Raw genomic sequence first — 14,671 nt, forward strand, 5'->3', positions numbered from 1 at the left:
CCGGGCACGGCGCACCGCCGTCGCTCAGGGCAGCACCTTGGCGTCGCGGGCGAGGTCGAAACGGTAGGCCTGGTCGATGTTGACCTTGGCCGGGTCGATCATCTCGTTCTCGACCAGGAAGGCGTGCGTCTTGAGCAGGCGCTCGCGCGTGATGATGCCGATGCCCTGCTTGGCGGCGTCGCCGCTGGTGATGATGCCCATCTCCTTGAGCTTGCCGATGCCGTAGTTGAGCTGGTCGTCGGTCATGTTGGGGTTGTCCTTCTTGATCAGCGCGTTGGCGGGCGCCGGGTCGGCCAGGTAGCTCTTGTAGCCTTCGGCCGTGGCTTTCACGAAGGCGGCCACGGTCTTCTCGCGCTCCTTGACGGTCTTGTCCATGCAGGAGATCAGGTTGGCGTAGGGAGGGTAGCCCTGGTCGGCCAGCAGGAAAGAGTTGGCCTTCACGCCGGCCTTCTGGATCGCGAACGGCTCGGACGAGAGGAAGCCCATCTGCACGACGTTCTTGTCGGCCACGAAGGGCTGGATGTTGTAGGTGTAGGGCCGCGCCTGCGCGTCGGTGTAGCCGTACTTGCCCTTGAGCCAGGACCACATGCCACGCATCGCCGTGGGCGCGATCAGGATGGTCTTGCCCTTCATGTCCTCGAAGGACTTCACGTCCTCGTGGGCGATCAGCACCTGTGGGTCCTTCTGGAAGATGGCGGCCACGTTGACGATGGGCAGGCCGTTGCCGCGCGCCACCATCATCTGCGTGTCGGTCGCGCCCATGATGCAGTCGGCCTGGCCGGCGGCCATGATCTGGATGATGTTGATCTGCGGGCCGCCCATCTTGATGGTCACGTCCAGCCCGTGCTTCTTGTAGATGCCGTTCGCGATGGCCTGGTAGTAGCCGCCGTGCTCGGCCTGCGCGTACCAGTTGGTCATGAAGGTGAACTTTTCCTGCGCCTGGGCGGCGCTCAGGCTCAGGACGCCCAGGGCGGTGGCGCCGAGGGCTCGGCACAGTCGGGTCAGGGATGCGGAGGAGGACATGGCAGGCCTTTCTGTCGAAGGGTGGGGGTGGGACGGAGGAGCGCGGGAGGGAAACGGAACGGTGGATCGATCAGCCCAGCGTCTGCTGGATGTGACCGGTGAAGTGGCCACGCTCCCAGGTCGGTTCATCGCGAACGACCCAGCGCATGGTGAAGAGTTCGGTGATGGCCTGGACCCAGCTGTTGGCCAGGCTGTCGAGGATGGCTTCGCCCTGTTCGCGCGTGGCGGTGGTGGGGTCGCCGATGACGCCGCTGGGGCCGAAGTCGCGCGCCACCCAGGCGCAGGCCGGTCGGCCATCGGCCGAGAGCGTCTTGGACGGGAAGGGCGGCGGGAAGTACGCGGCCGCGCGCTCCATGTGCACCGTGTCGGGCGCCAGCGCGAGCATCAGCGCGGTTTCCGAATGGCCAGCGTGCATGGAGAGCTTGCGTTCTTCGTCGCTGATGAACTTGCCCGAGACGTTGGGCACGCGCGAGACGCCATAGGGCACGACGACGAAATCGCCATGGCGCAGGCGCAGCTCGCGAGCGGCCATCTCCAGCACCTGCGGCTGGCCACCATGGCCGTTGGCGAACACCAGCTTGCGGAAACCCGAGCGGTAGACCGACTCGCCCAGCTCGATCATGGTCGAGAGCAGGGTGGTGCCGGTGAGCGTCATGGTGCCCGCGAAGTGCAGGTGCTCTTCGGACTTGCCGTAGGTGATGGGGGGCAGGCCGAAGGCGCGGATCTCGGCGGGCAGGCGCTCGAAGGCCTTGCCGATGACGCCCGCGGCGATCACGGTGTCGACCGAGCACGGCAGGTGCGGCCCATGCTGTTCGGTGGCCCCCACCGGCAGCACGATGACCGTGTTCTCGCGGTCGGGCAGCGCGGTGATTTCCGTCCAGGCCAGGTAGGGCAGGAAACGGTGCGGGGGGAAGTAGCCGTGCATCATGGGGCGGGTCCTTGTGGGGAGTCAGGGAATGAGGGGGCGGCCGTTGCGCAGCACCACGCGGGGCGCGGTGCGCGAGGGCCAGGCATGGGTGTCCGAGGCGGTGAAGACCACGAGGTCGGCGCTCGCGCCGTCCAGCGTGGCGCGGGCCAGCGGCTGGCGCTGCAGCCAGTCGGCGCGGCACAGCGCGTCGGACCAGGTGTCGAAAGGGGTGTCGAGCTGACCGGCCAGCGTGGCGGCCTGCATGGCTTCGAGCGGGTCCAGGCTGCCGACGCGGCAGAACGGGTCCTGCACGTTGTCGCTGGCGAACAGCAGCGGGATGCCGCGCTCGCGCGCTTCCTTCACCAGCATGAGGCCGCGCAGGCGCGGCGTGCGGCCGGTGATGGCGTCCTGCAGCAGCAGGTTGGTGATGGGCAGCGACACCAGTGTGATCGGCGCGCGCGCCACGGCGTCCAGCGTGGCCAGCGCCTGGTCCTCGGGCTGGGCCGCTAGCGCGCAGTTGTGGCCGCAGACCACGCGGCCGGTGAAGCCGATGTCGCGCAGCAGCAGCGCGATGAAGGCCAGGCCTTGCGCGCCGGGATGGAGTTCCTCGTCCACGTGCAGGTCCAGGTCCAGATCGACCGCCTGCGCGGCGTGCACGAGGTGGCGCAGGGCGTTGGCGTCCCAGTTGCTGGAGTGCACGAAACCGCCGAGCAGCGCGTGCGGGCCGGTGGCGGCGACGCGGCGCGCCAGGGCCTGCGCCTCGTCGCGGTCCTGGAACAGGCCGAGCTTGATCAGGGCGACCTGTTCGAGCCGCACGCGGCCGCGCCATTCGGCGGCGAGTTCGGTGATCACCTCCCACGCCAGGGGCGGGGTGCTGGGGTCCCACCAGTCGATGTGGGTGCGCAGGTGCGTGGTTCCGGCCTCCCAGGCCCATTGCAGGCCGCGCTCGGCGCGCTCGCGCAGGTCGGCGTGGGTCCAGTGGGCGCGGTCGCCGATCACCGCGTCGATCGCGCCGAGCAGGCCGGGCTTCACGGCGCCCATGCGCGGCAGGATGAAGGCCTTGTCCAGGTGCGTGTGCGCATCGACCATCCCGGGCAGCACCGGCGCGCCCTGCACGTCCCAGCCCTGGCCGGTGACCCTGACGGTGCCGGTGATGGGCGAGGTGCGGGTCACACGGCCCTGGGCCAGTTCTAGCAGCGCCAGGGCCGGGCCGGCGCGGTCGGTGGGCCAGTCGGTCGGCAGCAGCCAGCGCGGCAGCCGCGCGTTGGCGATGAAGTCGGGGGCGGCGGGCGGCTGCGGCATGGGGGTGGGGTTCAGAGGTCGAGGGTCAGGGTGGGCGAGTGGCTGCGCGCGCAGCAGATCGCCACGTGCGTGGCGCGCTCGGCCTCGGTCATGCACGCGTCCTGGTGGTCCGGCGTGCCATCGAGGTAGGGCGTGAGGCAGGAGCCGCAGATGCCTTGTTCGCACACGGTGTCCACCGCCACGCCCGCGCCTTGCAGCACGTGGGCGATGCTTTTGCCCGGCGCCACGGGCAGGCGCAGCTGGCGGCGCGCGAGCAGCACCTCGAAACCCGACGTCTGGGCCGGGGCGGCCTGGGGCTGGGTCGGGGCGCTGAAGTACTCGAAGTGCACGCGCTCGGCCGGCCAGCTCTGGCAGGCCTCGCGCACGTGGGTCATGAAACCCTCGGGCCCACAGAAGTAGACGTGGGAACCGGCCGGCGCCTGGGCGATCACGGAAGAGGGGCGGGTGGGCGACGGCACGCTGTCGAAGTGCACCTGCACGTTGCGCCGCCAGGGTGCGTGGTCGAGCGTGCTGCACAAGGCCAGGTGCTTGGAACTGCGCGCGAACACCGCGAGCGTGAACGGCGCGCCCAGCGCGTGCAGCGCATGCGCCATGGAGACCAGGGGCGTCACGCCGATGCCACCGCCCAGCAGCAGGTGGTGGGCCGCGTTCGGCGCCAGGCGGAACTGGTTGCGCGGCAGGCCGATGCGCAGGATCTCGCCTTCGCGCACCCACATGTGCAGGGCGCGCGAGCCGCCGCGGCCGGTGTCTTCGCGCTTGACCGCGATCTCGTACGACTCCGTGGTGCGCGTCGGATCGCCGCAGAGCGAATAGCTGCGCACCAGGCCGCCGGGCAGGTGCACGTCCACGTGCGCGCCGGCCTCGCAGGCCGGCAGGGGCAGGCCGTCGATGCGCTGCAGCACATAGCTGTTCACCTCGTCGGTGTGGCGCACGACGCGGGCGACGCGGATGGTCAGGTCACCGCGTGGCGCGGGGCCGTTCGGGGGGCTGGCATGGACCGGTTGGCCCGCTGGCGTGTTGATCGAGCTCAATTTCTGACCATTTAATTTGACTGTTTGGTCAGTATAAGAAAAATCATCCCCGGGGAAACCGTGAAAACCCGCAGATTCAGGGAAGGAAGGTGGCGCCGCGTGTCGTTGGCGCCACAGCGCGCTCAGTCGCGCAGCAGGCCGCAGCCGCGCAGGATGAACGGGATGAGCTCGTTGGCCACGGCCTCGCGGTCCAGGGGCCCGCAGATGTGGCGCACCTGCAGCGCGAAATCGGCGTGGTGCTGCGTCATGGCCCAGATGTGCATGAGCAGCAGGTGCGCGTTCATGGGCTTCATCAGACCGCGCGCGATCCAGCCGTTGATGATGCCGACTTCCTTCTGGACCCAGGTGCGGGCGTTGGGCCAGTAGCGCCCCAGGTTGTGGCCACCGTCCAGGATCTCGCGCGTGAAGATGCGCGAGACCGTCGGCTGGTCGAAGGCATGGTCCAGCTTCTGGCGGATGTAGTGGCTCAGGATGTCGGCCGGCTCGGTCAGGCCGGGCGGTGCGAACTCGATCTTCCAGGCCATCATCACCGAGTCCAGCAGCTCGTTGTAGAGCTCCTCCTTGCCGGTGATGTAGTAGTGCAGCTGGGGCTTGGTCAGGCCGGCGCGCTCGGCGATGGCCTGGGTGGAGGTGCCCTTGAGGCCATGCAGGCTGAACTCCTGGGTGGCCGCTTCCCGGATGGCGGCGAGGATGCGCTGTCGGCTTTCCCGCACCGCACGTGCGGGGCGCGCAAGCGTGGGGGTGGCGGCGCGGGGCTCGCGCCGTGCCGGGGAATCTGCAGCTGTCATGGTCCGGAGTCGCGTGGGCCGGAGCCGGCCACGACGCGCTGAAAAGTGGGATTTCATGATAGCAGGCGCGCCATTCTGGTGCGCGCGGCCAGCCCCTCGCCACGGGCTCAGCCGGGGCGGCGCAGGGCCACCGCCTCGATCTCCACCAACACGGGCGCAATCAGGCCGGAAATGACGGTCGAACGCGCGGGCGCCGTGGCCGCGGGGAAGCGCTCGGCGTAGGCCTCATTGAAGCCGGGGTAGTCCTTGGCGTTGACCAGCCACACCGTGGTCTTGACCACATCGGCCAGCGTGCAGCCGGCGCGCTGCAGGATGGCTTCGATCAGGTCCAGGGTGTAGTGGGTCTGGCTCGCGATGTCCTCACCGGCCGGCTGCCCGTTGCGCATGGGCACCTGGCCCGCGACGAAAACCAGCCGGTCCTCGACCACCACCGCCGGGGAGATGGGCTGGACCTTGCCGGCCCGTTCCACGGGCGGCCCGATGTGTTCAATGCCGGGGTTGGGGCTCATGCGGGGGTCAGTCGGGTTTGGCACCGGAGGCCTTGACGATGGAGGCCCACTTCTTCGTTTCCGATTCGATGAAGGCCTTGTACTCGGTGGCGCTGCTGCCGCCGAGCTTGAAGCCGCGCGAGACGAAGTACTCCTGGATGTCGGGGCTGGCCAGCGCGGCGTTCACGTCCTTGTTGATCTTCTCGACGATGGCCGCCGGCGTGCCGGGCGGCGCGAACAGGCCTTGCCACGACAGCGCCTCGAAGCCGGGGTAGCCGCTCTCGGCGACGGTGGGCACGTTGGGAAACAGCGGGTGGCGCTCTTTGGACGTGACGGCCAAGGGCACCAGTTTGCCGGCCTGGATCTGCGGCATCACCACCAGCACGTCGCCGAACATGAGGTCGATCTGGCCACCCATGAGGTCGGTGAGCGCACCGGCGCTGCCGCGGTACGGGATGTGCAGGAACGACGCCTTGGTGGCGAGCTTGAACATCTCGCCGGTCAGGTGCATCGAAGTGCCGCTGCCGGGCGAGCCGTAGGTGATCGAGGCGGGCTTGGCGCGCGCGGCCGCGATCAGTTCCTGCAGGTTCTTCGCCGGCAGGTTGGGGTTCTTCACGATCAGCAGCGGCGCGCTCACCACGGCCGTGACCGGCGTGAAGCCCTTGACCATGTCGTAGGGCAGGTTGGGGTAAAGCGCGCCGGCGATGCCGTTGCTGCCGGTCACGCCCAGCAGCAGCGTGTGGCCGTCCGACTCGGACTTGGAGACGTGGTCCGCGCCCACGGTGCCGCCGGCCCCCGCGCGGTTGTCCACCACCACGGTCTGTTTCCAGGTGACGGTGAGTTTCTCGCCGAGCTTGCGCGCGAGCAGGTCGGTGCTGCCGCCGGGCGGGAAGGGCACGACGATGCGCACCAGTTTGCTGGGGTAGGCCTGCGCCGAAGCGAGCGAGGGCGCGAGCGCGGTCACGGCGAGCGTGGCCGCGAGCGCGAAGGTGGTGGCGATGCGGTTCATGGCGAAATCACTTTCATGTGGGTTGGTCTTTCGGTGCCACCAGCGTGTGGTCTGGTGCACCCCAAGCGCCTCCTCCGGCCGTTTCTATGACGAGCCTGTCCCCCGCCGACCACTCGACGCGCGCCCGGGCGGGCAACACGTCGATGCGGCCATCGGCTCTTTCGATGCGGGCGGCCGACGGAGAACCGTCGCCACCGCCCTGGCTGCCGCGCGCGCGGCTGACATGGCGTTCGCCCCGGTAGGAGACGCTGCCCTGTCCATCTAGCAATAGGTATACCCGCCGCACGCCATGGCCACCCACGAAGCGGCCCACGCCGCCGGAGCCTTCGCGGATCGCGTAGGTGCTCACGCGCAGCGGCGCTTCGGATTCGATCACCTCCACCGGCGTGTTGCGCGCATTGCCCACGTCGGTGGAAATGCCGCTGGTGCCATCGGCCTGCGCGCTCGCGCCCGCGCCGCTGGCGATGATCTCGGTGAGCAGCCAGCGCTGGCCGTTGGCCCCGGTGCCACCGAGCGAGAGCACCGTGGCCACGCCCGCGTTCGAGGCCAGCGGCTCGCGCGAGGCACCGAGCGACCAGGCGCTGAGCATGGCGTTGCAGGCGAGCTTGAGCGTGGCGGTGCGCGCGTTCACGGCGGCGGGCAGGCGCGGGTTGACCACGCTGCCTTCGGGCAGCACCCAGGTGGCGGGCGCGAGGCAGCCCGCGTTGTTCGGCGCCTGCGGCGCGAGCGAGCGCATGAAGAACAGGATGGCCGACATCATGCTCGAGGGCGAGGCGTTCACCGGTCCGCGTGTCTGCGGCGACGAGCCGGTGAAGTCGATCGTCAGCGCGTCGCCCTGCTTGCGCAGGCTCACCGCGATGCGCACGGGCGCGTCGTCGATGCCGTCGCCGTCGAGCTGGTCTTCCCACTGCCAGGCGCCGTCGGGCACCTGGCGCAACGCATCGCGCGTCATGCGCTCGGACTGCGCGAGCAGGGCGTCGCACACGGCGTTGAAGGCGGGGCCGGTGCGCGCCTGCAGTGCGGCGGTCTCGCGCGCACCCAGGCTCACGGCGGACCACTGCGCGTTCAGGTCGCCGACCAGGTTGCCCGGCGTGCGGCTGTTGGCGGTGAGCAGGGTCTCGACGTTGCTGTCCACCACGCCGGCCGCGCGCCAGCGCACCGGCGGGATGCGCAGGCCTTCCTGGTGGATGTCGGTGGCGTTGGGTGGGATCGAGCCGGGCGCCATGCCGCCCACATCCTGGTGGTGCAGGATGGCGGCGGCCAGGGCGATGGTGACGCCTTCGCGGACGATGGGCCGCACCACGATCAGGTCGGGCAGGTGCGTGCCGCCCGACCAGGGGTCGTTCATGAGGTAGGCGTCGCCCTCGGTCATCTGTGGCGCGGGAAAACGCTTCAGGACGCCGGCGACGGCGGGGATCAGCGAACCCAGCAGCAGCGGCAGCGAGCGCGCCTGCGCGAGCAGGCGGCCGTCGGGCAGGAAGACGGCGGCGGCGCAGTCGCCGCCTTCGCGCGCGATCGACGAGTAGGCCGCGCGCATCATGCGGCTCTGCATGCGGTCCACGATGCCCTGCAGCGCCAGCCGCACGGGCTCCATGAGGATCAGGTGTTCGTTCATGCGCGTGCCTCCTCGGCCTGCGTCAGCAGCAGGGAGCCGTCGGCCTCGTGCGCCCATTGCCAGCCCGCCGGCACCCACACCGTGGTGGTGGCCGCGAACAGGGCCTGCGGACCCTGGCCCGTGGGAGCGCAGCCGGCCCAGAGCGCGGGGTCGGGCCGCAGGTGGTGGGCGTTGACGCCGGGCTGGGGCACGGCCTGTTCGAACACACCGCGCAGCAGGCCGACCAGCGCATCGCTGCGCGCGGGCATCTGGCCGCGGAGGGCTTCGTAGCGCGCGGCGAAGCGCGCCTGCAGCGTCGGCAGGTCGTCTTCGGGCAGCCACGCCACTTCCACCGGGCTGCCTTGGCCCCGGTGCAGGATCTCCAGGCTCCAACGAATGGCTGCGCAGTCGGTGCTGGGTTGCAGTGCGTCGCGCAGGCCGGTGAGCGCGGCCAGGCCGTCGGCATTCAGCGACATCGAGCAGGCCTTTTCTACTGTCTGCGTGGGCGGCGAGGCCAGCAGGCCCAGCGCGGCGACCACGCCGGCGTGCGCGATCACGCGCACCTGCGACACGCCCGCGAGCTCGGCCACCTCGGCCACGTGCTGGGCGCCACCGCCACCCGCCGCGACGAGCAGGCAGTCGGCGGGGTGGATGTGGCGCTGGAAGGCGCGCATCTTCACGCTCTCGGCCATGGCCGTGGCGGCGGTGGCCGCGATGGCTTTCGCCGCGTCGATGGTGGCAATGCCCAGGGGCAACGCGACGTCGCGCGCCACGGCCGCTTCGGCCAGCGCCACGTCCAGCACCACGCCGCCGGAGAGCCGGTGCGGCAGGCGGCCGAGCAGCAGCAGGGCGTCGGTCAAGGTGGCGTTCGTTCCGCCCAGGCCGTAGGCCGCGGGGCCGGGCCAGGCGCCTTGCGAGCGCGGGCCCAGGCGCAGGCCGCCGCCGGCGTTCACGCTGGCCAGGCTGCCGCCGCCGATGGAGAGCGATTCCACATCGGCGCAGCGCAGCCGCAGCGCGAGGTCGCCGCAGAGCAGTGTGTCGGTGAAAAGGGGGCGTCCGGCTTCGAGGATGCCGATGTCGGTGCTGGTGCCGCCCACGTCGATCGACATGACCACCTGCGCGGCATCGCTGTCGGGCAGGCTCGCGGCCACGCCCTGCAGCGCGGCGCAAGGGCCGGACATGGCCAGGCCGATGGGGCGCGCCACGGCATCCTGCCAGGGTGCGATGCCACCTTCGGAGCGCATCAGCGCGGGCGCGGGCAGGCCGCGTTCGGCCAGCGCGCCGCCCAGCGACTGCAGGTACTGCTGCACCATGGGCTTGCTGTAGGCGTCGAAGGCGGTGGCGAGGAAACGCTCGAACTCGCGCGGCTTGGGGTCGACCTCGCTGGAGAGCGAGACCATCAGTTCCGGTTGCGCTTCGAGCAGCCAGGTGCGCACCTGCTGCTCGTGCGCCGGTCGCAGGTGGGAGAACAGCAGGCAGACCGCGACCGAGCGCAGGCCCGAGGCAGCGATGCGGTGGGCCAGGGCGGTGACCTGTTCGCGGTCCAGCGGCTCGATCTCGTCGCCGTGCGCGTCCACGCGCCCGGCGATCTCGACGCGGTGCGCGGCGGGAAAGAGGCGGCGCTCGGGGGTGGGCGGCAGCACGGCGGCGGTGTACAGGTCGCGCCGGTCCTGGCGGGCCAGCGCGAGGATGTCGCGCATGCCGGTGTTGGTGATCACGGCCACCGGGCCGTCGTTCTGCTCCAGCAGCAGGTTGGTGACCACGGTGGAACCGTGCACGATGCGCGCGACCTGGGTGGGCGCGATGCCGTTCTCATCGAGCATGCGCTGCACCGCCTGCAGGATGGGCTGCACCAGCTGACCGGCCTCGCGCGGGTGCTTGAGGCTGCGCAGTGCGCCGTCCGAGGCGCAGGCCACCACGTCGATGAAGGTGCCACCCATGTCGATGCCGATGGCCCAGCTCGGTGTGCTCATGCCGGCCTTTCAGCGGAAGCGCCGCGCGCTGAAGGGCGACAGGTCCACCTGCGTGGCGCGGCCCGCCACCAGGTGGGCGACCTCGCGGCCGGTGGTGGCGCCCATGCACATGCCCATGTGGCCGTGGCCGAAGGCGAGCCAGGCGTTGTCGGCATCGCGGCTGCGGTCGATCACCGGCAGGCTGTCGGGCATGCAGGGGCGGTGGCCCATCCACTGCGTCACTTCCGAGGTGTCCAGGTGCGGGAACAGCAGCTGGCCCTGGCGCAGCAGCGCCTGGGCGCGCTCGTAGTTGGGTGCGCGCTTGAGGCCGGCGAACTCCACCGTGCCGGCAAGCCGCAGGCCCATGGCCATGGGGTTGACCATGATGTTGTTTTCCGACGCCATCACAGTGTGGCGCAGCTTCAGGTTGGAGCTGCGCACGGTCACGTGGTAGCCGCGCTGGGTTTCCAGCGGCACGCGGTCGCCGAGCTGCTTCGCGAGCTGGCCGGACCAGGCACCGGCGGCCACCACCACGCCATCGACCGCGAGTGGTTCGCCGCGGTCCATGCGCAGGCCGGTGACGCGCCGGCCTTCGCGCTCGAAGCCGGTGACCGAGCGGTGGTCGTGGCGGGCGCCGTCGCGCACGCTTTGTGCGACCAGGGCCTTGACCAGTTGCGACGGGTCCAGCGTGGAGCCGTTGTCGGGCGCCAGGATGCCGAAGCGAAAGCGCCCCTTCAGGTCGGGCTCAAGCTCTTCCAGCTCATCGCGTTCGACGTTGATGAGGTTCACGCCGAGGGACTTGCGCAGCGCCATGCCCCACTTCCACTGGTCGGCGGCCTCGCGCGAGGAATAGACGTACAGGCAGCCGCTGCGGCGCACCAGGGCGTTCGCGTCGGCGTGGTCGAGCAGCGGGCCGTAGCAATCGAAGATTGGGCGCAGCAGGGTCTGCAGCGCCGTGGCGATGCGCGTGACCTCCTGCGGCGTGGAGTGCTGCAGCATGCGCAGCAGCCAGGGCAGCACGCGCGGCAGGTAGGTGGTGCGGATGGTCAGCGGCCCCAGCGGGTCGAGCAGCCAGCTGGGCACTTTCTTCCACATGTTGGGCATGCCCACTGGCAGGCAGGCGCTGGGGGACAGGGAGCCGGCGTTGCCGAATGAACAGGCTTCGCCTGGTTCCAGCGGATCGACGAAGGTGATCTGGTGGCCGTCGCGCTGCAGCCAGGCGGCTGTGCAGGCGCCGACGATGCCTGTGCCTACAACGGCGATGTGCATGGGATCAGCGGTTTCTTTTGAAGGGGACGAGGTTGTCTCGCGGCATTCTAGGGAGCACGCCATACATCAAACAAGCGAATTCTTTTGATACATTCATCATGAAATCTGATGATGGTGCATGCACGCCCGCGGGCACCGCTTCTGAACCAGATGGGTGCACGCGATGAACATCAGCTTGAGACAGATGCGGGCCTTCGCAGCCGTGACGCAGAGCGGCAGCTTCACCGGCGCTGCGCGCCAGCTCAGCCTCACGCAGTCGGCGGTGAGCATGCTGGTGCAGCAGCTGGAGCAGGAGCTGCACCTGCAGCTGTTCGACCGCAGCCGCACGGCCATCACGCTCACCGAGGCCGGCAAGAACCTGCTGCCGCTGGCGCAGCGCATCCTGGAGGACGTTCGCCAGGTGGTCGAGGGCGCTTCCGAGATCCGCGCCTTGCGCCGCGGCTTTCTGCGCGTGTCCACGTCGCAGATGATGGCCTGCACCTGGGTGGCCTCGGTGCTCACCGAGTTTGGCCAGCAGCACCCTGGCATCAGCCTGCGCCTGAAAGACGCTGTGGCCGACGACGTGGTGGACACCGTGCGCCATGGTGCGGTGGAGCTGGGCATCGGCCCCGAGCGCGTGACGGGCGAGGACGTCACGCGCAGCTTCCTCATGAACGTGCCGATCCGCCTGGTGTGCCCGAAGGGGCACCCGGCCTACGGGCGCGCCAGCGTTTCGTGGAAAGAGCTGCGCGACGAGCGCTGGATCAGTTATTCCCATGAGTTTGGCCGCCACGTGGAGCGTGCGCTGCACACGCACGGCCACGACTTCTCGCTGGACACGGCGAGCGACGTGGGCTTTCTCACCACGGCGATGGCACTGGCCGGCCACGGCATGGGCGTGCTGCTCGCACCGGAGTACGCGCGTTCGTTCGCCGACAACTTCGGCGTGCGCTTCGTGCCGCTGCGCGCGCCGGCGATCCAGCGCGAGTACTTCGTGTACCAGCGCAAGGGGCAGTCGCTGTCGCCGGCGGCGGCCACCTTTCTCGATCTGTTGCGGCAGCGCGGTGGGGGTGCCCGGCGCGCGGGCAAGGTGGCTCAGGGCTGAATCAGTCCGGCTTGCGGGTGGCAGCTGCCGCGGCTGCGCGCAGCTTGTCCTTCTTGCTGGGCCGTTTGCCCTTGATGCCACCGTCGCCTGGCGAAGGCGGTGGCGCGGTTTCGGTGGGCTCGAAACCGGGCAGCACTTCGAGTGGCAGGGAGAGGCCCTGGCGTTTCTCGATCAGGCGCCAGTGGGCTTCGGTGGCCGGGCTCACGAAGCTCACCGCCAGGCCGCTCGCACCGGCGCGGCCGGTGCGGCCGATGCGGTGCACGTGGTCCACCGCCGAGCGCGGCAGGTCGTAGTTCACCACCACCGGCAGTTGCTCGATGTCGATGCCGCGCGCGGCCAGGTCGGTGGTGACGACCACGTCCCAGCGCTTTTCCTTGAACTCGCCCAGCGCCTGCTGGCGCGCACCCTGGCTCAGGCCGCCGTGGAAGGAAGTGGCGTACAGGTCGCCGTGGTGCAGCTTGGCGGCCACGCGCTCGGCCGCGTACTGCGTGGCCACGAACACCAGCACGCGCTGCCAGCCCTGGTCCTTGATGAGCTGGCGCAACAGCTGTGTGCGGCGCGTGCTGTCGACCAGAAAGACCTGTTGCAGGATCACCGCGGCCTCGGCCGGCGCGGCGGACACGTCGATGCGCAGGGGTTCGCGCAGCAGCGCGTCGGCCAGCGCCTGCACCGCCGAAGGGAAGGTGGCTGAGAAGAAGAGGTTCTGCCGCTGGGTGGGCAGCAGGGCGAGCACGCGCGCGAGTTCATCGGCGAAGCCCAGGTCCAGCAGGCGGTCGGCTTCGTCGAGCACCAGCAGCTCCACCGCCGACAGGCGCAGCGCGTTGTGTTCCACCAGATCGAGCAGGCGCCCGGGCGTGGCGACCACCACGTCGGCGCCGCCGCGCAGCGCCATCATCTGCGGATTGATCGACACGCCGCCGAACACCACGGCCACTTTGGGCTGGCGCGGCAGGTGCTGCGCCAGCGCACGCACCACCTCGCCGGCCTGCGCCGCGAGTTCGCGCGTGGGCACGACCACCAGCGCGCGCACGCGGCGCGGCGAATGGGTGGTGGCCTGGGTGAGCCGTTGCAGCAGGGGCAGGGCGTAGGCGGCGGTCTTGCCGGAGCCGGTCTGCGCGGTGGCGAGCAGGTCGTGGCCGGTCAGCACGGCCGGAATGGCTTCACGCTGGATCGGGGTGGGCGTGGTGAAGCCGAGTTCGGCGGCGGCTTGGGCGAGGGCGGGCGCGAGGCCCAGGGCGGTGAATGGCATGGATCGGGGCAGTGTACCGGCCCGGGCATGATGCGGCCCCATGAAGAACAAGCTTTCGACCGGTGGCCTGGTCTACTCCACCGATGCGGGCCGCATGTGCCCTGACTGCCGCCAGCCGGTGGCGCAATGCGTGTGCAAACAACGGGCCAGTGCCGTGCCGGCGGGCGATGGCGTGGTGCGCGTTTCGCGCGAGACCAAGGGCCGGGGTGGCAAGGCGGTCACGCTGGTCAAGGGCGTGGCGCTGGACGCGGCGGCCTTGGCCGCGCTGGGCAAGCAGCTCAAGGCGGCCTGCGGGACGGGTGGCACGGTGAAGGACGGTGTGATCGAGATCCAGGGCGACCACATCGAGAAGGTGATGGCCGCGTTGAAGGCGCAGGGCCACGCCGTCAAGCGCGCGGGCGGCTGAAGCTCAGACCAGGCGCGCCCACCACAGTCGCAGCCGCATGCCGATCTCGCTGGTGTAGCCGACCGTGGGCGTGCGCAACCGGCCCTGGGCATCCACCACCACGAAGGCTGGCACGGCCTTGAAGCCGAACTGGCGGGCGATCTCGCCGCGCGGATCGATCGCCGTGGCCCAGGGCAACTGCCGCTGCCCGAGCACGCGGGCCACGGGGCCGGCCTGACCGGATTGCATGGCGATGGTGAGCACCGGCCAGTCCGCCGAGAGCCGGGTCACGCTGTGTTCTTCCGTGCGGCAGATGGGACACCACTCGGCCCACACGTGCAGGGCCACGGGCTGGCCGGGGTGGTCGGCGCGCCATTGCGCCAGGGTCGTGCGGCGCTCGCTGCCGTCGGGCTGCACCAGGGTGAGGGCCAGATCGGGCGCGGGGCCACTCGGCACATCGCGCGTCTGCCAGACTTGCACGCCCAGCAGCACGGCCAGCACCAGTGCCAGGGTGGTGAGGTGGCTTTTCCACCGTTGGCGCAGCGACTGCGCGAAGCGGGCAAGGCGCAGCGGCATGGACATCAGCGTGT

The 14,671-nt window shown here is 70.3% G+C and carries 14 protein-coding genes; 2 read left to right on the forward strand and 12 right to left on the reverse strand.

From position 1 onward, the window contains the following. Window positions 1–24: 24 nt before the first annotated feature. The 10 genes from ACODTB_RS06220 to ACODTB_RS06265 form a co-directional block, all read right to left on the reverse strand. The gene (locus tag ACODTB_RS06220) at window positions 25–1,023 is read right to left on the reverse strand and encodes an ABC transporter substrate-binding protein (protein ID WP_488929175.1); all 999 of its coding nucleotides are present in this window, start codon (window positions 1,021–1,023) and stop codon (window positions 25–27) included. A gap of 70 nt (window positions 1,024–1,093) precedes the next feature. Next, entirely contained in the window at window positions 1,094–1,951 is an 858-nt protein-coding gene (locus ACODTB_RS06225) for a creatininase family protein (RefSeq protein ID WP_291120300.1), read from the reverse strand. A 21-nt stretch (window positions 1,952–1,972) separates the two neighbouring features. Further along, window positions 1,973–3,232, reverse strand: a complete 1,260-nt coding sequence (locus ACODTB_RS06230) for an amidohydrolase family protein (protein WP_291120298.1) — start codon at window positions 3,230–3,232, stop codon at window positions 1,973–1,975. An 11-nt stretch (window positions 3,233–3,243) separates the two neighbouring features. Next, window positions 3,244–4,263, reverse strand: coding sequence for a PDR/VanB family oxidoreductase (locus ACODTB_RS06235; protein WP_291120295.1), 1,020 nt, complete (start codon window positions 4,261–4,263; stop codon window positions 3,244–3,246). A gap of 122 nt (window positions 4,264–4,385) precedes the next feature. Further along, window positions 4,386–5,051 carry a TetR family transcriptional regulator C-terminal domain-containing protein gene (locus ACODTB_RS06240; protein ID WP_291120293.1) on the reverse strand — a complete coding sequence of 222 codons (666 nt, stop codon included), beginning with the start codon at window positions 5,049–5,051 and terminating at the stop codon, window positions 4,386–4,388. Window positions 5,052–5,158: 107 nt separating this feature from the next. Beyond that, entirely contained in the window at window positions 5,159–5,560 is a 402-nt protein-coding gene (locus tag ACODTB_RS06245) for a RidA family protein (RefSeq protein ID WP_291120290.1), read from the reverse strand. Between the two features lie 7 nt (window positions 5,561–5,567). Beyond that, the gene (locus tag ACODTB_RS06250; RefSeq protein WP_291120287.1) at window positions 5,568–6,548 is read right to left on the reverse strand and encodes a Bug family tripartite tricarboxylate transporter substrate binding protein; all 981 of its coding nucleotides are present in this window, start codon (window positions 6,546–6,548) and stop codon (window positions 5,568–5,570) included. Between the two features lie 13 nt (window positions 6,549–6,561). Further along, window positions 6,562–8,163 (reverse strand): hydantoinase B/oxoprolinase family protein, encoded by a 1,602-nt coding sequence (locus tag ACODTB_RS06255; protein ID WP_291120284.1) that lies wholly within the window; start codon window positions 8,161–8,163, stop codon window positions 6,562–6,564. Continuing rightward, complete coding sequence (locus tag ACODTB_RS06260; RefSeq protein ID WP_488929176.1) at window positions 8,160–10,115, reverse strand: hydantoinase/oxoprolinase family protein; 1,956 nt, start codon at window positions 10,113–10,115, stop codon at window positions 8,160–8,162. The genes ACODTB_RS06255 and ACODTB_RS06260 overlap by 4 nt, the downstream gene beginning before the upstream one ends. Before the next feature lie 9 nt (window positions 10,116–10,124). Further along, window positions 10,125–11,363, reverse strand: a complete 1,239-nt coding sequence (locus tag ACODTB_RS06265) for an NAD(P)/FAD-dependent oxidoreductase (RefSeq protein ID WP_291120277.1) — start codon at window positions 11,361–11,363, stop codon at window positions 10,125–10,127. Between the two features lie 163 nt (window positions 11,364–11,526). Between ACODTB_RS06265 and ACODTB_RS06270 the strand changes: the two genes are divergently transcribed. Continuing rightward, a complete protein-coding gene (locus tag ACODTB_RS06270) occupies window positions 11,527–12,447 on the forward strand; it encodes a LysR family transcriptional regulator (RefSeq protein ID WP_488929177.1) in 921 nt (306 codons plus the stop codon). A gap of 1 nt (window position 12,448) precedes the next feature. Here ACODTB_RS06270 and ACODTB_RS06275 read toward each other — a convergent pair whose 3' ends face one another. Further along, a complete protein-coding gene (locus ACODTB_RS06275) occupies window positions 12,449–13,696 on the reverse strand; it encodes a DEAD/DEAH box helicase (RefSeq protein WP_291120272.1) in 1,248 nt (415 codons plus the stop codon). Window positions 13,697–13,736: 40 nt separating this feature from the next. Between ACODTB_RS06275 and ACODTB_RS06280 the strand changes: the two genes are divergently transcribed. Then, complete coding sequence (locus ACODTB_RS06280) at window positions 13,737–14,102, forward strand: translation initiation factor Sui1 (protein ID WP_291120269.1); 366 nt, start codon at window positions 13,737–13,739, stop codon at window positions 14,100–14,102. Window positions 14,103–14,105: 3 nt separating this feature from the next. Here ACODTB_RS06280 and ACODTB_RS06285 read toward each other — a convergent pair whose 3' ends face one another. After that, window positions 14,106–14,657 carry a redoxin family protein gene (locus tag ACODTB_RS06285; RefSeq protein ID WP_291120267.1) on the reverse strand — a complete coding sequence of 184 codons (552 nt, stop codon included), beginning with the start codon at window positions 14,655–14,657 and terminating at the stop codon, window positions 14,106–14,108. Window positions 14,658–14,671 lie beyond the last annotated feature (14 nt).

This window comes from Hydrogenophaga sp. FG152 (genome assembly GCF_057809615.1).